The sequence below is a fragment of the Corynebacterium sp. KPL2895 genome (genome assembly GCF_040225815.1).
Classification (GTDB): domain Bacteria; phylum Actinomycetota; class Actinomycetes; order Mycobacteriales; family Mycobacteriaceae; genus Corynebacterium; species Corynebacterium rhinophilum.
The window spans coordinates 1-19243 of the sequence record NZ_JBEHFY010000007.1; the positions used below are offsets into that span (position 1 = coordinate 1).

21 protein-coding genes are annotated in these 19243 nt (G+C 58.3%); 15 read left to right on the top strand and 6 right to left on the bottom strand.

From position 1 onward, the window contains the following. The 4 genes from ABRP95_RS04290 to ABRP95_RS04305 form a co-directional block, all read right to left on the bottom strand. On the bottom strand, positions 1-397 hold a 397-nt coding region (locus tag ABRP95_RS04290), incomplete at its 3' end, for a transposase (RefSeq protein ID WP_349838995.1). 105 nt (positions 398-502) lie between these two features. After that, a complete protein-coding gene (locus tag ABRP95_RS04295) occupies positions 503-1579 on the bottom strand; it encodes an ATP-binding protein (RefSeq protein WP_349838996.1) in 1077 nt (358 codons plus the stop codon). A gap of 110 nt (positions 1580-1689) precedes the next feature. Next, positions 1690-2748, bottom strand: a complete 1059-nt coding sequence (locus ABRP95_RS04300; RefSeq protein WP_284784812.1) for a CNNM domain-containing protein — start codon at positions 2746-2748, stop codon at positions 1690-1692. Continuing rightward, a complete protein-coding gene (locus ABRP95_RS04305; protein WP_349838997.1) occupies positions 2748-4136 on the bottom strand; it encodes a hemolysin family protein in 1389 nt (462 codons plus the stop codon). The genes ABRP95_RS04300 and ABRP95_RS04305 overlap by 1 nt, the downstream gene beginning before the upstream one ends. Positions 4137-4285: 149 nt before the next feature. On the opposite strand from ABRP95_RS04305, the gene hemW reads away from it, so the two are divergent. The 12 genes from hemW to ABRP95_RS04365 all read left to right on the top strand — a co-directional run bounded on the left by hemW (position 4286) and on the right by ABRP95_RS04365 (position 15760). Further along, complete coding sequence (gene hemW / locus ABRP95_RS04310; RefSeq protein ID WP_349838998.1) at positions 4286-5425, top strand: radical SAM family heme chaperone HemW; 1140 nt, start codon at positions 4286-4288, stop codon at positions 5423-5425. 224 nt (positions 5426-5649) lie between these two features. Continuing rightward, complete coding sequence (gene hrcA / locus ABRP95_RS04315) at positions 5650-6690, top strand: heat-inducible transcriptional repressor HrcA (protein WP_023023433.1); 1041 nt, start codon at positions 5650-5652, stop codon at positions 6688-6690. An 81-nt stretch (positions 6691-6771) separates the two neighbouring features. After that, positions 6772-7932: a molecular chaperone DnaJ gene (gene dnaJ, locus ABRP95_RS04320; protein WP_023023431.1), complete on the top strand. Its 1161-nt coding sequence runs from the start codon at positions 6772-6774 to the stop codon at positions 7930-7932. Then, positions 7932-8675 (top strand): 16S rRNA (uracil(1498)-N(3))-methyltransferase, encoded by a 744-nt coding sequence (locus ABRP95_RS04325; RefSeq protein WP_284819278.1) that lies wholly within the window; start codon positions 7932-7934, stop codon positions 8673-8675. Before dnaJ ends, ABRP95_RS04325 begins: the two co-directional genes overlap by 1 nt. A 10-nt stretch (positions 8676-8685) precedes the next feature. Further along, entirely contained in the window at positions 8686-9663 is a 978-nt protein-coding gene (locus ABRP95_RS04330) for a PhoH family protein (RefSeq protein WP_284770271.1), read from the top strand. Then, positions 9664-10284, top strand: coding sequence for an rRNA maturation RNase YbeY (gene ybeY, locus ABRP95_RS04335; RefSeq protein ID WP_284796387.1), 621 nt, complete (start codon positions 9664-9666; stop codon positions 10282-10284). 51 nt (positions 10285-10335) lie between these two features. Then, the gene (gene pdxY / locus ABRP95_RS04340; RefSeq protein WP_284850047.1) at positions 10336-11184 is read left to right on the top strand and encodes a pyridoxal kinase PdxY; all 849 of its coding nucleotides are present in this window, start codon (positions 10336-10338) and stop codon (positions 11182-11184) included. A gap of 125 nt (positions 11185-11309) precedes the next feature. Then, positions 11310-12329 carry a formamidase gene (locus ABRP95_RS04345; RefSeq protein WP_349838999.1) on the top strand — a complete coding sequence of 340 codons (1020 nt, stop codon included), beginning with the start codon at positions 11310-11312 and terminating at the stop codon, positions 12327-12329. A gap of 599 nt (positions 12330-12928) precedes the next feature. Next, positions 12929-13171 (top strand): hypothetical protein, encoded by a 243-nt coding sequence (locus tag ABRP95_RS04350; RefSeq protein ID WP_284770275.1) that lies wholly within the window; start codon positions 12929-12931, stop codon positions 13169-13171. Positions 13172-13236: 65 nt separating this feature from the next. Further along, positions 13237-14274 carry a GTPase Era gene (gene era, locus ABRP95_RS04355; protein WP_284850045.1) on the top strand — a complete coding sequence of 346 codons (1038 nt, stop codon included), beginning with the start codon at positions 13237-13239 and terminating at the stop codon, positions 14272-14274. Between the two features lie 6 nt (positions 14275-14280). Further along, complete coding sequence (gene recO / locus ABRP95_RS04360; RefSeq protein WP_284770277.1) at positions 14281-14997, top strand: DNA repair protein RecO; 717 nt, start codon at positions 14281-14283, stop codon at positions 14995-14997. 10 nt (positions 14998-15007) lie between these two features. Further along, the gene (locus ABRP95_RS04365) at positions 15008-15760 is read left to right on the top strand and encodes an isoprenyl transferase (RefSeq protein ID WP_284782357.1); all 753 of its coding nucleotides are present in this window, start codon (positions 15008-15010) and stop codon (positions 15758-15760) included. Between the two features lie 44 nt (positions 15761-15804). Here the strand turns inward: ABRP95_RS04365 and ABRP95_RS04370 are convergent, their stop codons facing one another. Then, entirely contained in the window at positions 15805-16224 is a 420-nt protein-coding gene (locus tag ABRP95_RS04370) for a Fur family transcriptional regulator (protein WP_034658244.1), read from the bottom strand. Positions 16225-16292: 68 nt separating this feature from the next. Continuing rightward, positions 16293-16583 carry an ArsR/SmtB family transcription factor gene (locus ABRP95_RS04375; RefSeq protein ID WP_005278104.1) on the bottom strand — a complete coding sequence of 97 codons (291 nt, stop codon included), beginning with the start codon at positions 16581-16583 and terminating at the stop codon, positions 16293-16295. Positions 16584-16771: 188 nt separating this feature from the next. Here ABRP95_RS04375 and ABRP95_RS04380 point away from each other — a divergent pair, with 188 nt between their 5' ends. Genes ABRP95_RS04380 through ABRP95_RS04390 form a run of 3 tightly spaced genes read left to right on the top strand, consistent with a single transcriptional unit; the run spans position 16772 to position 19201 of the window. Then, the gene (locus tag ABRP95_RS04380; protein WP_284796377.1) at positions 16772-18151 is read left to right on the top strand and encodes a glycine--tRNA ligase; all 1380 of its coding nucleotides are present in this window, start codon (positions 16772-16774) and stop codon (positions 18149-18151) included. Between the two features lie 4 nt (positions 18152-18155). Further along, complete coding sequence (locus tag ABRP95_RS04385) at positions 18156-18665, top strand: hypothetical protein (protein ID WP_284770280.1); 510 nt, start codon at positions 18156-18158, stop codon at positions 18663-18665. Beyond that, on the top strand, positions 18665-19201 hold the full coding sequence (locus tag ABRP95_RS04390) for a hypothetical protein (protein WP_349838235.1): 537 nt from the start codon (positions 18665-18667) through the stop codon (positions 19199-19201). Before ABRP95_RS04385 ends, ABRP95_RS04390 begins: the two co-directional genes overlap by 1 nt. Positions 19202-19243: the final 42 nt, after the last annotated feature.

The following is a 19243-nucleotide window of genomic DNA, read 5'->3' on the forward strand; positions in this document are numbered from 1 at the left end:
GATTATTAATTCCCAAACTGGCGACGAGATCGTTCATCCTGCGTGTGGACACGCCTTTTAAATAGCAGGTAGCTATTGCGGTTGTTAGTGCTCGTTCTGCCCGAGTGCGTCGTTGCAATAACCAGTCCGGGAAAAATGACCCGGTACGTAGTTTGGGTACAGCGACATCAATGGTGCCAACGCGAGTATCAAGATCGCGGTGGCGGTAGCCGTTGCGGACATTGGTTCGAGACTTAGACGTGGTGGCGTAGTCGGCGCCGCAGATCTGGTCTGCTTGAGTCGATAGGATTTGGTTGATGAATCCTTGAAGCATCTCGCGCATGAGATCTGGGGATGCTTGGGCCAGCAATTCGTCTAAGTAGGTAGTCGGGTCTATAGAATATGGGCTAGCGGCCATCGTGGTTATCCCTTTCGAGGAAGTGTGGTTACGGAATCGAAAGGTACTACGGTGGTCGCCAGCCTCATTCATAAGGGGCCCACCGTCAGTTACAGATACACCACACTAGTGGACGCAACCCTCGATTAATTCCGAGTCAAGCAAGCGGCGGCGGTAATTGGATGCATATTGCGAGCTTTTTCCTAGGCGGGCCGTGATATCACTCATGGATGAGGGGCCATTGTCTTGCGCCATATGGAGCAGGAATGTCCGATCGATGGGGGAAAGCTCCGCTAGGGCGGGCTCATGGACTAGCTGCCCTAGCTTTCGTCGTGCTTTGGAAATGCCTTCCTGCGCAGCGTCCACCGAAATCGTATTGTCTGTTCGGTGGCGGAAAGCCCATAGGCCGACGAGCTGAATCATAAAGGGGTATCCCTGGCAAGCGGATACGGCAGAATTCAGCGCGTCCTTGTCCCAATTAACCTCTGTTTCTTCTACGGGAGCCTTGAGTGCCTTCCGGACGTCCGTATCCGCCACTCGGTCCAATTCAATACGGTTCGCACGGCGGAGAAAAGTGACAGGATTAGAGTCATCCTGGCTGGCTAAAAGCGGTTTAATCGAGGAAGGGATCCCTGCCATGACTACAGCAATATTTTCCCCTTCTCGCACGAGGTGCTGGATGGTAGCGCCAAAATCGATGACCTCATCACTGCGCTGGTGGTGCATTTCATCCAACGTAATGAGCACCCCGGTGGGCTCGCCGTGGGAAATCCGGTCGAGTTCGCGCTGCGCATGGAGAAGGTCTTTTAAAGCCCTTCTTAAGGGATAAGATTCCGCGGATAATGTCCTTGGATCCCATTCCATCCCGATGCCTAATTGAAAAAGGTGCAGGTTGAAACCTTTTAGCGCTGTGCGGTTGAGTTGAAGGGTATTAATAATTTCAGCTCGGAGCCGCTCTGCAAAACCGGCAGATGCCGTGTCATTAAGGATGCGCCAACCGCGATCTGACGCGGTGTCTTCGAAAGCATTGAGCAACACCGTCTTGCCGATACCGCGTGGACCCACGACGAGAGAAATACGTTCATGGGATCCGGGGCCATCGTCCAAGGCATAAGCGAACTCCTCAATGGAGTCTTTACGGCCAGCTAGGTAGGGAGGCGTGGCTCCAAGCGTGGCGGTAAACGGATTCTTCCGGTGGGTCATAGCCCAAGTGTAAAACACCGCGCTTGTGTACGCTTGTTTATCTTTTGAATTTTGTTTATAAAACTATTAGGTGCCGAAACCAACGGGACTGGTTGGTTTCGGTGAGGACGCTATACCGCAGGGGGAGGGGTGACCTTGTCCAGCTGCTCGGTAATCTGCGGCCACAGCTGGCCCATGATGTCATCCCAGGTAAGGATCCACACGGCCTTGTCTTTGTCCGCTTTGCCTACGACCACGAGCTGCTCATTGCGGGAGCGCATGTGATCGAGAGTCTTTTGCACGGTGGTAGCAGAAGAGACGGAAATCGGGTCGCGGGAAAACTCGAGGACTGGGGTATCGGGATTGGCCAAGAGGGTATCGCGCACGTGCACCACGCGGGGCACGCGGGAATCCTTGGGGAAGACGAGCACGCGCATAATGTTTTTGCGCAGGACGAGCTCTTGGAGCTGTTCCACCGTGGCATCGGAAGGCAGCGGCACTACCTCTGAGCCGTGGGCGCGCGCCATGGCGCCTACCGTGGAGTTCTCGAGCTCGATGACATCGGAAATCTGATTGGCGGAATTATCGTCAAGCGCGCCGGTCTCGCGGGAGTGCTCGACCAAGGTGCGCAGCGTCTCGGCATCGTAGCCGGCAGCACCGGCGCGATCGACCGGTCTCTCACCCGTCATGGCCACCAATTTATTGGCCATCGTGTTAATCCACTTCAACAGCGGACGGAAGACCCACACGAACCCACGGGCGGGGATGGCGATGACCTGCAGGGCGGATTCTGGGTGCGCGATGGCCCAGGACTTGGGCGCCATTTCGCCCAGCACCAAGTGCAGGAAGGTGACGATGAACAGGGCGAGGATGAAGCTGGCGACATCAGCAATGCCCAGCGGCAGGCCAAGGGCCTCCAGCGGGGCCATCAAAAGGTGATGGACCCAAGGCTTGGTCACGGCACCGAGCACGAAGGTGGCGGCGGTAATGCCCAATTGCGCGCCCGCCAGCATGATGGTCAGCTCATTGAGCGAGCGCAGGCCGGCGCGGGCGGTGCGCGAGGATTCCGCGTTTTCTTCAAGCCGGTTGCGGCGCGAGCCCATGAGGGAAAACTCGATGACCACGAAGAAGCCGGAAGCCGCAATAATGAGCAGCGTGACGATGAGGTTGAACCACCACGTATCGGTCATTATGCCTCCTCCTCTTCTTCTTCGCTGTCATGAACGTATTCCTCAATAAGTTCGATGGCCAGGGAGGATGGCACGTGGCGGTCTACGTCATCCACGCGCATGCGAATGGAGCGAGTCGGTGCTTCGTCCTGATCCACCCAGTCGTCCGGCTCGGCCTCTAGGTCGATGGTGTGGACCTCGCCTACCTCTGGCAGGGCGCCAGCATGCGCGATGAGCAGGCCGGCGATGGTTTCAAAATCGCCCTCCGGAAGATCGTGGCCAATGGCGCGCTCGATTTCATCCAGCGGCGTGTCGCCATCCACCAGCCAGTGGGATTCGTCCTGCTCGGTGATTTCTTCGGTTTCCTCGATATCGTGCTCATCGGTGACATCGCCCAAGATCTCTTCGGCCAAGTCCTCCATGGTGACGATGCCGACAAATCCGCCGTACTCATCGATGACGCAGGCCAGCTTTTGTTCCTCGCCGCGCAGTTCATCGACGACATCGGGAAGCGGCATAAGCTCCGGAACTACCAAGGGCTCGCGCATGATGGCAGTAGCGCTAGTGGCGGCGGGGAGATCGGAGCCAAGGACATCGAAAAGATGCACCACGCCGATGGGATTGTGCTCATCATCGATGACGGGGTAGCGCGTGTGGTTTTCAGACATCAATTCGCGCACCTCACCCAAGGTGGTGCCTGGGTCGATCACGTCCACGCGGGAGCGGGGGATCATGGCGTGCTCGACGTCGTGCTCTGGAAAGTCGAGCAAACGGTCCAAGACCATATAAGTATCCTCATCCAAAACGCCGGTTTCGTGCGAGGAATCGACGATGGATTCGAGGTCATCGGCTGTTGCGGAAGAATCGACGTCTTCTACCGGCTCGATGCGAAATAGCTTCAAAATCGCGTTGGAAGAGTACTCGAAAAAGCGGATGAGCCAGCCGAAAATGCGCAGATACCACTGCGTGGACGCGGCCAAGCGCAGCGCCGTTTTCATGGGCGCGGCGATGGTGTAGTTTTTAGGGAAGAGCTCCGCGAAAAGCATCGTGGCGATGGTGGAAATAAACAGCGCCGCGATGGTGCCGATAGCCACGGATACGCCGGTGGGAATGCCCGCGCCGCCGAGCAGCACGCCAAGGCCCTGGCCCACCAAGGGCTCTGCCACATAACCAATGAGCAGGCCGGTAATGGTAATGCCGAGCTGCGCACCGGAAAGCATGAAAGAGGTGCGCTTGGTGATGTCGAGCGCGCGCTGGGCGGATTTATCACCTTCAGCGGCCATGGACCGCAATTGGGTGCGGTCCACAGACATGAATGAAAACTCTTGCGCCACGAAATAAGCGTTCGCGACGATGATGATTCCGATGACGACAAAGCCAGCCAGGATCATCAAAATAGCCGATAACATGAGTTACTCCCCACCGCCTATAAGGTGGCGGGGACATCGACTGGGAGGCTCCACTGAGGGTACCTTTCTATACGCGGGAAGTTGGCAATATACTACATGTTTAACACCCATTTCGGCCATTTTGTTCCCCGCCTATTAGGGTTTGATTCATGACTGAACCATTCGGGCTGTATATCCACGTTCCCTTTTGCGCCACCCGCTGCGGCTATTGCGATTTCAATACCTATACCCCCGGCGAGTTGGGCAGCCCGCGCGATCTCACTGGACCGTACCTCGACGCCCTAGACAAGGAGCTGGAGATGGCGGCTGGCCGCGTGGGGCGCACCGCGGATACGGTTTTCATCGGCGGCGGCACTCCCTCGCTCTTGGGAGGCCAGGGCCTGAGCCGCATCCTGGATACGGTGCACTCTACTTTTGGGCTTAGCCCAGGTGCCGAGGTCACCACCGAGTCCAACCCGGAGTCCACCTCGCCGGAGTACTTTGCCGCGCTTGCCGATGCCGGCTTTAACCGCATCAGCCTCGGCATGCAGTCCGCCTCGCACAGCGTGCTCCAGGTGCTCGAGCGCGCCCACACCCCCGGGCGCGCCTTCGACGCCGCGCGCGAGGCCCGTGCTGCTGGCTTCCAGCACGTTAACCTCGACATGATTTACGGCACGCCCACCGAAACCGACGATAACGTCCGAGAGACCTTGGACCGCGTGCTCGAGACTGGCGTCGACCACGTCAGCGCGTATTCGCTCATCGTAGAAGACGGCACCCGTATGGCCCGCAAGGTGAATAAGGGACTGTTGCCCGCTCCGGATGAAGACGTGCTGGCCCGGCGCTACGAAATGATTTCCTCCACTCTGGAAGACGCCGGATTCGAGTGGTACGAGGTCTCCAATTGGTCGCTACCCGGCGGCGAATGCGAGCACAACCGCATTTATTGGGTGGACGGCAACTGGTGGGGCGCAGGTCCCGGTGCGCACTCCCACCTAGGCGACGAGCGTTTTTATAACGTCAAGCACCCCAACCGCTATATCCAAACGATAGGAAACGGTGAGCTGGCCATCAAAGACAGTGAAACCCTAACGGAGGCAGATCGCCACATGGAAAAGGTGATGCTCGGCCTGCGCCTGCGCGAGGGCATCCCAGAATCCTGGCTCGATGCCCACGCAGCCCCTGCGTTGGAGGGCTTCATCGACCGCGGCCTGCTCGAGCGCGCCGGCCAGCGCGTGCGCGTGACCAAGCGCGGGCGCCTGCTTGCCGATGGCATCGTCTCCGATCTCCTCATCGCCGAAGAGTCCTAGCCGCCGTCAGAAAGTTCTTATATTTGCCCCTGAACCACCAAAACCTCTTATATTCCCTTCTGAATCACCAAAACCTCTTATATTCCCCTCTGCACCACCAAAACCCCTTATTCGGGCTTATTATTGTTAGACTTTTAAGATTGGCACTGGATTTACGCTGTATTTATAGAGAGACGTCGGTACATCGACTTAAACTAACCCGCAGAGAATAGGAGCGTTGAGAAGTGTCCACCTCAACTGATGCCCGCCGCAAGGAGGTCCTGCGGGCCATCGTTGCGGATTACATTGCCTCCCAGGAACCCGTGGGATCCAAAACGCTGGTAGAGCGCTACCGGCTGGGCGTTTCTTCCGCGACCATCCGCAATGACATGGCCGTGCTGGAATCGCAGGGGCTGATTTCGCAGCAGCATGCCAGTTCCGGGCGCGTTCCCACGCAGCAGGGCTACCGGCAGTTCGTTGATTCTCTCCACGAGGTCAAGCCGCTTTCTACCCCGGAGCGCAAAGCGATGCTGAACTTCCTGGAAGGCGGGGTAGACCTCGAAGATGTGCTTCGCCGCTCCGTGCAGCTTTTGGCCCAGGTCACGGAGCAGGCGGCCGTGGTGCAGCTGCCCAATTTGAAGGTCTCACGCGTCAAGCACTGCGAGGTGGTCACGCTATCTCCGGTGCGGGTGCTGCTCGTGCTGATTACGGATAATGGCCGCGTGGATCAACGAAACGTGGAACTGGATGAGGTCATTGACCAAGACCAGACATATCGCCTGCGGGACATCGTCAATAATGCGCTAGTGGGCAAGACGCTTACTGATGCCTCCGTGGAGCTCGCCCACCTCGTCGATGACGCCCCTCTAGATATCCGCCACCACGTGCTCAAGGTGGCGACCACGCTCATTGAAACCTTGGTGGAACAGCCTTCCGATCGCCTGATTATGGCGGGCACCTCCAACCTCACCCGCGTCGCCCGCGAATTCCCAGAAGGCCTGCCCAAAATTATCGAGGCCTTAGAAGAACAGGTCGTCGTCCTGAAATTGTTGGCGCGGGTGCCGGATCTGGGCAATGTTTCCGTGGTGATTGGAGACGAAAACGAAGAGGATCAACTGCGTGATGCCTCCGTCGTGGCCGCCGGGTATGGTTTTGGAACCGGGGGACAGGCGGCGACGCTGGGCGGCCTTGGTGTGGTGGGGCCGACGTTTATGGACTATTCGGGAACAATCTCTAAGGTCTCTGCTGTTGCACAATACGTAAGCGAAATTTTGGCCGGCGAGTAGTGCGGGTAGACTAGCCGGTCGCTACATAAATTTTTTCAAGGTAATACCAACAAAACGATCGAGTAAGGAATATCTCTAACAGTGGCTCGTGACTATTACGGCATCCTAGGTGTTGATAAGGACGCAACGGACCAGGAAATTAAGAAGGCGTACCGCAAACTGGCCCGCAAGTATCATCCGGATGTGAACCCGGATGATGAGGCAGCGGCGGAGAAATTTCGCGAGGCTTCGGTTGCCCAAGAAGTTTTGCTGGATCCGCAAAAGCGCCAGATCGTCGATATGGGCGGCGATCCCATGGAGCAAGGCGGCGGTGGCGCTGGCGCCGGTGCCGGCGGATTTAGCGGCTTCGGCGGCGGTGGCTTGGGCGATATCTTCGCCGAGTTCTTCGGCGGTGGCGCCGGCGGCGGATCCCGTGGGCCTAAGTCGCGCGTGCAGCCCGGCAACGACGCCCTCCTGCGCACTCGGATTACCCTGGAAGAGGCCTATACGGGCCTGAAGAAGAAGGTCACCGTCGATACCGCGGTGCTGTGTGATTCCTGCGGTGGCACCGGCTCAAACTCCAAGTCCAAGCCCGTCACCTGCGATAATTGCAACGGCATGGGTGAAATCCAGGAGATGCAGCGCAGCTTCTTGGGCAACGTGATGACCACCCGCCCGTGCCCGAAGTGCCAGGGCTTTGGCGAGATCATTGAGGATCCCTGCAACCAGTGCGCCGGCGATGGCCGCGTGAAAAAGCGCCGCGACCTTACGGTGTCCATCCCGGCGGGCATCAACGATGGCATGCGCATCCGCATGGCTTCCCAGGGCGAGGTCGGCCACGGCGGTGGCCCTGCAGGTGACCTTTACGTGGAGGTGCACACCCAGGAACACGAGGTCTTCCAGCGCAATGCAGATGACCTGAACGTCACCGTGCACGTGCCGATGATCGATGCTGCGTTGGGCACCAACTTCACCATCGATCAGCTCAATGGCGAAGAGCTCACCATCGATATCGAGCCGGGCACCCAGCCAGGCGAGTCCATCAAGGTCGAAGGCGCGGGCATGCCACGCCTGCGCACCGACGGTTACGGTAGCCTTTTTGCCCACGTGGACGTGGTCGTTCCCAAGGACTTGGACCGCAAGAGCCGCGAGGCGCTGGAAAAGATCCGCAATACCCGCGATGAGGGCGCTCGCGTGCGCACCGCCAGCGACGGGCAGGAAGACTCCTTCTTTACCCGCCTGCGCGATAAGTTCCGCCGCTAATGTCGCTGCCCGTCTTCATTCACCCGGATCTCTCCGCCGCCGAGGCCGGAGACAGCATCACGCTGTCGGGGCCCGAGGCGCGCCATGCCGTGACGGTCAAGCGGATGCAACAGGGGGAGAAGCTAGCGCTTATCGATGGCACCGGTATCCGCCTCACCCTCTCCGTCACCGAGACCTCTGGCAAGGACCGCTTAGCCGGCACCGTCGAGTCCGTTACCCACATCCCCGAGCCAAATCCGCGGGTAACGGTGGTGCAGGCGATCCCTAAATCCGAGCGCGCTGAGCTGGCCGTTGACCTGGCTACCCAAGCTGGGGCGGATGAGATCATCGCCTGGCAGGCGGATCGCTGCGTGGCTAAGTGGGATGGGAAGAAGGCTCCGAAGGCCGTCGCCAAATGGCAGGCCGCCGCTGAAGCAGCCGCAAAGCAATCCCGGCGAGACCGCATCCCGCAGGTTCGCGGTCCGCTGACCACCCGCCAACTGGTTGCGGAACTGGCAGAGCGCGCAGAATCCGCGAGCGTGCTAGTCCTGCACGAGGAAGCCACCGAATCCATCCGCGAGGTGGACCTGCGCGGCGAGGTCTTCCTCTTGGTCGGCCCCGAGGGCGGCATCGGGGAAAAAGAGCTGACAACACTGTGCGAGGCCGGGGCCGTTCCCATCAAATTGGGCCCAGAGGTTTTGCGCACCGCCAGCGCGGCGATGGTGGCTTTGGCGGCTATCGGCATGCGGACTGAGCGCTGGTAGCCTATTAGACGTGCCTATCATCACCAAGAAATGTGAGATCGATTCCGCGTATGTCAGCAGCGTATTGGGCAGCGCGGACGATAACCTCCGCGTGCTCAATGACCGCCTCGATGCGGACCTTTTTGCCCGGGGCAATATTGTCACCGTCACCGGCCCCGATTACGAGGTAGCCCGCGCGGCGAAGATCCTCGACGAGCTCGAGGCCATCGCCAGGCGCGGCCATGCCGTATCCACCGATACGGTAAAGCACACCATGGACATGGTGGCCGTGGAGGCGCCGCAGTCGGTAGCGGCGGCGATGGCGGCGGACATCGTCAAGCGCCGAGGCAAGTCGATCCGTCCCAAGACGGTGGGGCAATCCGAATATGTGCAGGCCATCGACAATAATACGGTGGTCTTTGGCATTGGCCCGGCCGGTTCAGGAAAGACCTATCTGGCGGTGGCGAAGGCCGTGCAGGCCCTGCAAAATAAGCAGGTCTCGCGCATTATTCTTACCCGTCCGGCGGTTGAGGCGGGCGAAAACCTGGGCTTTTTGCCGGGTACGCTCAATGACAAGATTGACCCGTATCTGCGCCCGCTTTATGACGCGCTGCGAGACATGCTCGATCCAGAGATGATCCCCAAGCTTATGGATGCCGGCATCATCGAGGTCGCCCCGCTGGCGTATATGCGCGGGCGCACGCTCAATGATGCATTTGTCATCCTTGATGAGGCGCAAAACACCACGCCGGCGCAAATGAAGATGTTTTTGACCCGCCTGGGCTTTGGTTCCACCATCGTGGTCACCGGCGATATCTCCCAGGTGGATCTCCCGCGCGGCCAGATTTCCGGTCTGCGTATCGTGCGGCGGATCCTCAATAACGTGGATGATATCCACTTTGCGGATCTCAGCGCCCAAGACGTGGTGCGTCACCAGCTGGTGGGCCGCATCGTGGATGCTTATGATTCCTTTGATAATAAAAAGGCTGCGGAATACGAAGGGGAATAAGTGAGTATCGAATTTCTCAATGAGTCGGGTTTTGATGGCGTCAACGAGGAGATGCTGATCGATGTCGCCTCCTATGCCTTCGGCGCCATGGATATCAACCCCGATGCGGAATGCACCATTACCTGCGTGGACCTGAAATCCATCGAGGATCTGCACATCCGTTGGATGGACTTGGAAGGCCCTACCGATGTGATGAGTTTTCCCATGGATGAGCTCACCCCCGGCGCCACTTCTGGTGGCGGGCGCCCCGATGCCGCCGATCCGGGACCTGCCATGCTTGGCGATATCGTATTGTGCCCCGAGTTTGCCCTCCGCCAGGCCGATGCCGCCGGGCATTCGCTCGGGCACGAGCTCGCGCTTTTGACGGTGCACGGCTGCCTGCACTTGCTGGGCTACGATCACGCCACCGCGGCGGAGGAAAAGGAAATGTTTGCCCGGCAGAATGAGCTGCTGGCGGATTGGTACGATGACCTCACCGCACGCGGGAAGAGCTACCAGCCAAAGCCCTCGGGCCCGAAGGCCTTTCCTGATGCTGCCGAGCGAGCCCGCCTCGATGAACAGGTGCCCGGTGGCGGTATTCCGGCCATCGGGGAGCCAAAGGACGAGGAACCCCACGAATAATTTCGCCCCTTCCTTTGTCTCTGTGCACCGGCAGTAGCACAATGGATAGCTATGACTATCCTTTCCATCCAGTCTCATGTCACCTACGGCCACGTGGGAAATTCCGCGGCCGTATTTCCCCTCCAGCGCGCCGGCCACGAAGTGTGGCCCGTGCACACGGTGAACTTCTCCAACCACACCGGATACGGTGACTGGGGCGGACCGATGATTCCGGCTAGTGATGTCACGTCGATCATCGATGGCATCGAAAAGCGCGGTGCTTTTGAAAATATCGACGCCATCCTTTCCGGCTACCAAGGCGGCTCCGACATTGCCGATGCCATCGTGGACACCGTTCGCCGCATCAAGGCCGTCAACCCCAAGGCGCTCTATGCTTGCGACCCCGTGATGGGCAATGCGAAGTCGGGTTGCTTCGTTTCCGATGACATTCCGCCACTGCTGCGTGACCGCGTGGTGCCCGTGGCCGATATCATCACCCCGAACCAATTTGAGCTGGGCTATCTGACCGATACCGAGGTCAGCACCTTGGACGAGACCTTGGCGGCGGTGAAGAAGGCGCAGGAAATGGGTCCGAAGACGGTATTGGTTACCTCCGTAAAGCGCCCGGAAACCCCTGCGGATCAGATCGAGATGCTGGCCGTTGATGGTGAGCGTGCTTTCTTGCTCTCGACCCCGCTGTTGCCGGTTAAGCGCAACGGCTCTGGTGACGTGACCGCGGCGCTGTTTACTGGCCACTACGTTGAAACCCATGACGTTAAAGAGGCGCTGCGCCGCACCGCATCTTCTGTCTACGAGCTTCTGCGTACGACGTATGAAGCGGAATCCACCGAGCTGCAGCTCATTCAGGCCCAGGATGCTTTTGCTCACCCAAGCATGCAATTCCAGGCGGAGGAGCTCTAAGGCTGCCCCAAGAGGGATGCGGTCTGTAATTTGAGACAAGCACGTCGCTTTTCAGGTGAATACGTGAGGTTCGTCATATAGAGTGATAGGTGTAACTTAATCAACGACGCGATTGGAGTCCCGTCTTGTCCAGCACCGGAAGCATCAGCGCATCCCCCGACGGCCTGTTGATGGCCCTCATCCAGTACCCAGTTCCCGTAGTCAATACCCCAGAAGACGTTCAAGCAAACGTCGATGAAATCTGCCGCATGGTGGCCTCGACCAAGGCGGGCTACCCAGACTTGGATCTCATCGTCTTTCCGGAGTATTCCTCTTCGGGACTGAACACCAAGATTTGGTCCTACGATGAATTCCTCATTGGGCTCGATGACCCCAAGGTGGACCAGTACAAGCAGGCTTGTAAGGATAACGACGTCTGGGGCGTCTTCTCCATCATGGAACCCAACCATGAGGAAGGAAAACCCCCGTTCAACACGGCGATTATCATCAACTCCGACGGTGAGATTGCACTGCACTACCGTAAGCTGCAGCCATGGACCCCCATCGAGTCGTGGTACCCAGGTGACCTGGGCATGCCGGTGTGCGATGGCCCCAAGGGCTCCAAGCTTGCAGTCAATATCTGCGACGATGGCATGTTCCCAGAGCTCGCCCGCGAAGCGGCGTATAAGGGTGCCAATGTCTACATCCGCATCTCGGGTTATTCCACTCAGACCCAAGACCAGTGGATCATGACCAATAAGACCAATGCCTTCCAGAACCTGATGTATACGGCATCGGTGAACTTGGCGGGCTATGACCAGGTCTTTTACTACTTCGGTGAAGGAAATGTCTGCAACTACGATGGCCACATGATTTCTGAGGGTCACCGCAACCCGGGCGAAATCGTCACCGCAGAGGTATTCCCAGCGTTGGCTGATAAGGCGCGCATCAACTGGGGCCTAGAAAACAACATCTTCAACCTGGGCAACCGCGGCTATGTCGGTTACCCAGGCGGAAAGACCGAAAACTACCTCACCTGGGTCGAAGACCTTGCCAAGGGCGAGTACAAACTGCCATGGTCCGATGATGTTCGTATCAAGGACGGCTGGAAGTACTACCCGGACGGACCGCAGCTTGGCCCACTGCCGGATGAATTCAAGAAATAGACTCACGGCTATTAGCTCCTGAAGGCCCCGCACCCTCGTTTATTTTGAGGGCGCGGGGCCTTCGGGCTGGTGTTGACCTGATAGGAACATCAAAAGGTCAACGTCCTCAGGTATATCTGAGCGCGATTTGCTACATTTCAGGCGCGAATATGCTCAGTTATTGCAGTGGACCTATAGCATCTGCGAAAAGAACGGCGCGGTACAGTTTCGGGGCTCCGCTCTAAAGGCCTTCCCCTTGTGTTTCCAAGGGCGTTCCCGCGAGAGAACCTTCGTCATAGAATTCTGGTGACGCTCCACCCTGCGGCGGTCCCGAATATGGAGCGCCGCCGTTGCAAAGCTCTGGCCATTCGTCTGGATAAAGCAAGTGCCCATTAAGGCCACCGCATACTCCTTCCGCGCGTACGGAACGCTGGAGTGCAGGGGTATTGCACAGTTCGGTTTGGTGCGAAGAGCCATCAGAAAATCTCCCGAATGCGCCAAGGCCGATTTCGCAGTACAGCAGCTCAGGCTCCGTCGCGGCCGCTTGCGGTTGTGCGCCTGACTTCTCAGTTGCTACTTGGGTTTCTGGTTCTGCTGGGGTTTCGGAGGTCGGCTCTTGCGTGGTGGATTGTGCAACGCTGCTCGAAGAGGACGCACTCGATGAGCTGGATGCTGAACTGGAAGAAGTACTGGTGGATTCCTCTTCGGAAGGCGAAGTACCAGCAACAGGGGATGAACAGGCACTAAGGGAAATGGTGAGAAGAGCGCCCAGGAGCAGTAGGGGAGACTTGGTTGGCATGGCGGAGTGCCTTTCAGGAAGCGGTGAGAAATACACCGAGGAGGAGAGAACGGTCTTAGCTTAGCCTGCAGATTTGTTAGTGCGTGAAACAATCGGAGATTTTGGTGCTGTGGGCTATCATTGCAGGTAATGAGTTCTGATATTGATGCACAGTTTGATGCGGCATTCGAGGGCCTGCCAGATGACCCCGATGATGCAGCTCCGGAAGCCGCCGGGGAGAAGGCAGCTCCGTTAGATTATTCGCAGTACACGGATACCCCAGAAGGATTCCACTCTGGATTCGTATCCTTTGTGGGCCGCCCGAATACGGGTAAATCCACGCTGACTAACGCGCTGGTGGGCCAAAAGATTGCCATTACCGCGGACCAGCCGGAAACGACCCGCCACACCATCCGCGGTCTGGTTCACCGCGAGGATGCACAGGTCGTCGTGGTGGATACACCGGGTCTGCACCGCCCCCGCACCTTGTTGGGCGAGCGGCTTAATGAAGTGGTCAAAGAAACGTATGCGGATGTGGATGTCATCGGATTGACCATTCCGGCAGATGAAAAGATTGGTCCGGGTGACCGGTGGATCTTGGACAATGTGCGCTCGATTGCGCCGAAGACCCCCATCATCGGCATCGTGACCAAGCTGGATAAAGCCTCCAAGGACCAGGTGGGTGCGCAGCTTTTGGCCTTGCACGAGCTCTTGTCGCAAGAGGATCCGGAGGCTGTGGTGATTCCGGTGTCTAGTAAAAAGGGCGTGCAGTTGGATGACTTGGTGCAGGTCATCGTGGAGCACTTGCCGGAGGGCCCGAAGTTCTATCCGGATGATCACATCACGGATGAGCGGCAAGAAAAGCGCATTGAAGAACTTATCCGTGAGGCCGCACTATCTGGCCTGAAGGCGGAGCTGCCACACTCGGTTGCGGTGCAGATCGATGAAATGCTGCCCTCGCGCACGCGTGAGGGAGTGCTGGACATTCACGCCATCATGTACTTGGAGCGCCAGGGGCAAAAGCGCATCATCGAAGGTAAAGATGGTCTGCGTTTCCGCCGCATCGTGGGCAATGCCCGCAAGGAAATCATGGAGCTATTGGGACAGAACGTTTACCTGGACCTGCGCATCAAGGTGCTGAAGAATTGGCAATCAGACGCCAAGTCGCTGGGCAGGCTTGGGTTTTAAAAGGCCATGCGCGAAAATTATCGCGACCGCGCCGTGGTCATTCGCTCCTATGATTTTGGGGAAGCCGACCGCGTAATCGTACTTCTTACCCAAAACCATGGGTTGGTGCGTGCGGTGGCCAAGGGCGTGCGCCGAGCAAAGTCCCGTTTTGGATCGCGGCTGCAGCTATTCGTCAATCTGGACGTACAGTTGTACGTGGGAAAGAACCTGGCCACGATTTCCCAGGCGGATACGGTAAATTATTTTGGCGCGCGCCTCATTGAAGACTACGAGCGCTATACGGCCGCCTGCGCGGTCTTGGAATCGGCGGAGCGGCTCATCTACGCGGATGGCGACGGCGACCCGTACCTCTACAACGCAGTCGTAGCTACGCTCGAGCAATTGCAAACCGAGGAGCCGACGCAAACGCTTGATGCGTTCTTATTGCAGGCCATGGCGCATGCCGGATGGGCGCCGAGCCTTTTTGATTGCGCCCAGTGCCAGCGCCCCGGCCCGCACCACGCCTTTCACCCGGCCGTCGGCGGCGCCGCCTGCCACGAATGCCGGCCGCCAGGTGCTGCAGAGGTGGATCCGGAAACCCTCCACCATTTGTGGCTTTTGGCACATGGCTACCCGACGAATCCGACGAATGCGCAGCGGCAGGAGGGGCATCGGCTAGCGCGGGCGCACCTGCAGTGGCACATGGAGCGAAATGTGTCCGCATTACAGGTGATGGAACAGTAAACTGTAGTCCGTGATTACCCCAGATCCTTCTCGTCGCCTGACCCCGCCGAATATCCCGGAAGAGCTGCTGCCGCGCCATATTGCGTTGGTGATGGACGGCAATGGCCGCTGGGCCCAGGAAAAGGGCATGAAACGGACGGAAGGCCACCGCAGGGGAGAGGCGGTGCTTCTCGATGTCGTCGATGCCTGCCTCGCCGCCGGTGTCCCGTACCTTTCGGCCTATGCATTTTCCACTGAAAACTGGCGGCGCAGCCCTGAAGAGGTGCGCTTTTTGATGGGCTTTAATCGCGACGTGCTGCGCCGGCAGCGAGAGTGGCTCAATGAGCGCGGTGTCCGCGTGGTGTGGGTGGGGCGTCGTCCGCGCCTGTGGCGCTCGGTGATTAAGGAACTCGAAACCGCCGAAGAATTGACCAAGAATAATACAAAAATGACGCTGGCCATGTGCGTTAATTACGGCGGCCGGGCGGAAATGGTCGATGGCGTGCGCCAGATTGCGGAAAAGGTCGCCGCTGGTGAAATTCGCCCGCGCGATATTAAAGAAAGCACCATCGCAGAGCATCTCTATGATCCCGGGATGCCGGACGTGGACCTATTCTTGCGGCCTTCCGGTGAGAAGCGCACCTCGAACTTCCTGCTGTGGCAGTCCGCCTATGCCGAGATGATTTATCAGGACAAGCTATTTCCTGATTTCACCCCGGAGGACCTCTTCGCCGCCATTGAGGAATATGCCCGCCGGGATCGCCGCTTCGGTGCTGTGAAGTAGGGAAGTAGCAGCTAAGTAAGGCGCGCGAGACTACCGTGCGGTGACTACTGTGCGGCCGCGCACTGCGAACAGACGCCGAAGATCTCCGCGTCGTGGCCGGTAAGCTCGAAGTTGTACTCGGCGGCTACGGCCGAAGCCCACTTTTCAATGGGTCCACCATCGATTTCTTCGGTGCGGCCGCATTTGGTGCATACCAAGTGGTGGTGGTGCGCATCGGTTTCGCAATGGCGGTACAGGGTCTCGCCATTGGGCATGTGTAGTGCATCTACGGCATCAATATCGGAAAGAGATTGTAGGGTGCGGTAGACAGTGGTGAGACCGACTTTTTCTTGCCGCTCTTGGAGCTGGTGATAAATTTCCTTGGCGGAGGCGAACTTGTCGATGTCCCGCAGGACCTCAACAACCGCGGTTCGCTGTTTAGTATTGCGCGAGCCGAGCTTGGGGATACTCTCATGAATGGACATGGCATTCATATTATCAACTCTTTTTCAACAAGCGCTATGATAAATCGTCTTTATATGCAGACCGGTTATTAAGAGGCGATTTTCGCGGCGTCTTCCAAAAGGGTTAAAACCTCCGGTGCGACCAGAGAGTAGGTCACCTCGCGCCCATTGCGCTCGGAGCTGACAATGCCTGCCTGCTTAAGAACTCGCAGGTGCTGGCTAATCAGCGGCTGGGACTTGCCGGTGGCTTTAACCAGCTCGTGTACGTAATGGTCGCGCTCCGCCAGGCGGGTAATGATGGAAATGCGCAGCGGGGAATCGAGGGCCGCGATAACGCTTGCGGCCGCAGAGTTATTAAATGCTAATTGAACGGTCGTCATAGGGAGTGGGCACCTTCAATACGGTATCTATTATCTGTCGACCACTACTATATTACCTCAAGTTGGTCATTACCTGTACATTAACCGATTTAAATTTGCACCCCCTGATCTCACTACTGATGGGGGATAAGGGTTAGACTGAATGGGATTGTCACGACTGTCCCCTACCAGAGGAGTCCTTTACAACCATGGCATCCCTTATCGATACCGTTGTTAATCTGTGTAAACGCCGCGGCTTGGTCTACCAGGCGGGTGAGATTTACGGCGGTTCCCGCTCCGCTTGGGACTATGGTCCTCTTGGTGTGGAGTTGAAGGAAAACATTAAGCGCCAGTGGTGGCGCCACATGGTCCAATCCCGCCCCGACGTCGTGGGTGTGGATACCTCCGTCATCCAGCCGCGCCAGGTGTGGGTCTCCTCCGGCCACGTGGAGGTCTTTACTGATCCTCTAGTGGAATCCCGCCACACCGGTAAGCGCTACCGCGCCGACCACTTGCTCGAGGCCTACGAAGAAAAGCACGGCCACGAGCCAGAAAATGGCCTGGCTGATATCAACGACCCGGAAACCGGCCAGCCAGGTGACTGGACCGAGCCGAAGGCCTTTTCTGGCCTGCTGAAGACCTTCTTGGGTCCGGTCGATGACGAGCAGGGTCTGCACTACCTGCGTCCCGAGACCGCACAGGGTATCTTCATCAACTTCAAGAACGTGATGACCTCCTCGCGCATGAAGCCGCCATTCGGCATTGCCAATATTGGTAAGTCCTTCCGCAACGAGATCACCCCGGGTAACTTCATCTTCCGTACCCGCGAGTTCGAGCAGATGGAGATGGAGTTCTTCGTCAAGCCTGGCGAGGACGAAGAGTGGCACCAGTACTGGATTGATGACCGCTACAAGTGGTACACCGACCTGGGCATCAAGGAAGAAAACCTACGCCTGTACGAGCACCCCAAGGAAAAGCTGTCGCACTACTCCAAGCGCACCGTGGACGTGGAGTACGCCTTCGGCTTCAAGGGCTCCAAGTGGGGCGAATTGGAAGGTGTGGCCAACCGCACCGACTATGACCTTTCCGTCCACGACAAGGGCTCTGGCGAGGACCTGTCCTACTATGACCAGGCCAATGATGAGCGCTGGATTCCCTACGTCATCGAGCCAGCCGCTGGTCTGGGCCGTTCCATGATGGCCTTCCTGGTAGATGCCTACGACGAGGAAGAAGCGCCGAACGCTAAGGGCGGCACCGACAAGCGCGTGGTTCTGCGCTTGGACCGCCGCTTGGCGCCCATCAAGGTTGCCGTCCTGCCGTTGTCCAAGAAGGAAGAGCTCTCCACTCCGGCCCGCGAGCTGGCGGATAAGCTGCGCGCCTACTGGAACGTGGACTTCGACGTTTCTGGTGCCATCGGCCGACGCTACCGCCGCCAAGATGAGGTGGGTACGCCCTTCTGCGTCACCTTCGACTTCGATTCGCTCGAGGATGACGCCGTGACCGTGCGCGAGCGCGACACCATGGAGCAAGAGCGCGTAAAGATTGAGGATCTTGAGTCCTACCTCGCAGCGCGCCTGATTGGGTGCTAAGCAGATGCACTACACCAGCTGGGATCGCTCCGAGCGCGACAAGCCCGTCCTCCTCGTTGAGGAGGGCCCGGAGCGCCTAGGCGTCTTTGCGGAACATTCCGCGGAGGTGGATGGCAACTTTTGGCGCGTCGAGGTCAGCGATTTGGGGGCTTCGGCCACGCTTGATGATGGCTCCGTCTACCGCCTCGCCGGCCGTCTCGGCCGCGACAAGCGCCTTGAAGCCTCGCTCAATGGCCGCACCTTTCATTACGTCAATGAAAACAGTGGCGATTGGATCATCGATGACGTCGATGACAATAAAGTGGCGCAGTTTTCCGCTAAGAACTCCGGTGTGCGCAAGGCCATTTTGGAATTCGAGGAGGATGCGAAAGGCTTGAGCACCGCCGAGATCGCCGGTCTCAGCTGGTTTACCCGCGCCATTTTGGAAAAGAACACCAAAAACTCCGCGTGGGTATGGATCATCACGCTGGTATTGGCTTCCATCGTCGCCTTGCTGGCGGTGTTCATTTTCTAATGGCGGAAACGATGCCGTGGCGGTGGAACGGTACTACGCTGCGCGATGCGCGCGGAACCGATATCGCTTGGGTGCGGGACGGGGTACTGACCATTGCTGGCGCGCTCTCTGGGGATCCCACACAACCAGATACGCTTTTTGACGTGGCGACCTCGCTAGACGGGACAACCGCCTCCCCGCGCTTTTTCCTGCGGGCCCAGCCGCGTGCCAGCCGCAGCGCGGACTCCGGCACCGCAAAGCAATGTGAAGTCTCGCAAGCGGGATTGACCGTCACGCGTTTGCGCGCTACCTGCGGAGATGCCCACTACCTTTTGGAGCGGTCCGCTATCTTTGGCAAGCAGCGCCGCATACTCGCCCTTGACGGACAACAAGGTAATGCGGAGGGCACCGAAGTTGCCCGTCTTACCCCGCGGGGCAGTGGCCTGGAAGTATCGGCCTCCAATTCCAGCGGGCACGGCTTGCCGGACGTGGATGCGGTGGTGCTGAGTTATGGCTGCCTGCTTGTCGATGCCACACCACGCATCGTGCGCGGTTAAGTACCGACCAAGCCGGTCTTCTAAGCCGGCGGTCTAGAAGGA

Coding starts and splice junctions, on each gene's coding strand:
- ABRP95_RS04370 (WP_034658244.1), bottom strand. CDS start 16,224: ATGTCCATTCATGAGAGTATCCCCAAGCTCGGCTCGCGCAATACTAAA.
- ABRP95_RS04385 (WP_284770280.1), top strand. CDS start 18,156: ATGCACTACACCAGCTGGGATCGCTCCGAGCGCGACAAGCCCGTCCTC.
- pdxY (WP_284850047.1), top strand. CDS start 10,336: ATGACTATCCTTTCCATCCAGTCTCATGTCACCTACGGCCACGTGGGA.
- ABRP95_RS04300 (WP_284784812.1), bottom strand. CDS start 2,748: ATGACCGATACGTGGTGGTTCAACCTCATCGTCACGCTGCTCATTATT.
- ABRP95_RS04305 (WP_349838997.1), bottom strand. CDS start 4,136: ATGTTATCGGCTATTTTGATGATCCTGGCTGGCTTTGTCGTCATCGGA.
- recO (WP_284770277.1), top strand. CDS start 14,281: ATGCGCGAAAATTATCGCGACCGCGCCGTGGTCATTCGCTCCTATGAT.
- ABRP95_RS04375 (WP_005278104.1), bottom strand. CDS start 16,583: ATGACGACCGTTCAATTAGCATTTAATAACTCTGCGGCCGCAAGCGTT.
- ABRP95_RS04380 (WP_284796377.1), top strand. CDS start 16,772: ATGGCATCCCTTATCGATACCGTTGTTAATCTGTGTAAACGCCGCGGC.
- ABRP95_RS04295 (WP_349838996.1), bottom strand. CDS start 1,579: ATGACCCACCGGAAGAATCCGTTTACCGCCACGCTTGGAGCCACGCCT.
- ABRP95_RS04390 (WP_349838235.1), top strand. CDS start 18,665: ATGGCGGAAACGATGCCGTGGCGGTGGAACGGTACTACGCTGCGCGAT.
- hemW (WP_349838998.1), top strand. CDS start 4,286: ATGACTGAACCATTCGGGCTGTATATCCACGTTCCCTTTTGCGCCACC.
- ABRP95_RS04325 (WP_284819278.1), top strand. CDS start 7,932: ATGTCGCTGCCCGTCTTCATTCACCCGGATCTCTCCGCCGCCGAGGCC.
- era (WP_284850045.1), top strand. CDS start 13,237: ATGAGTTCTGATATTGATGCACAGTTTGATGCGGCATTCGAGGGCCTG.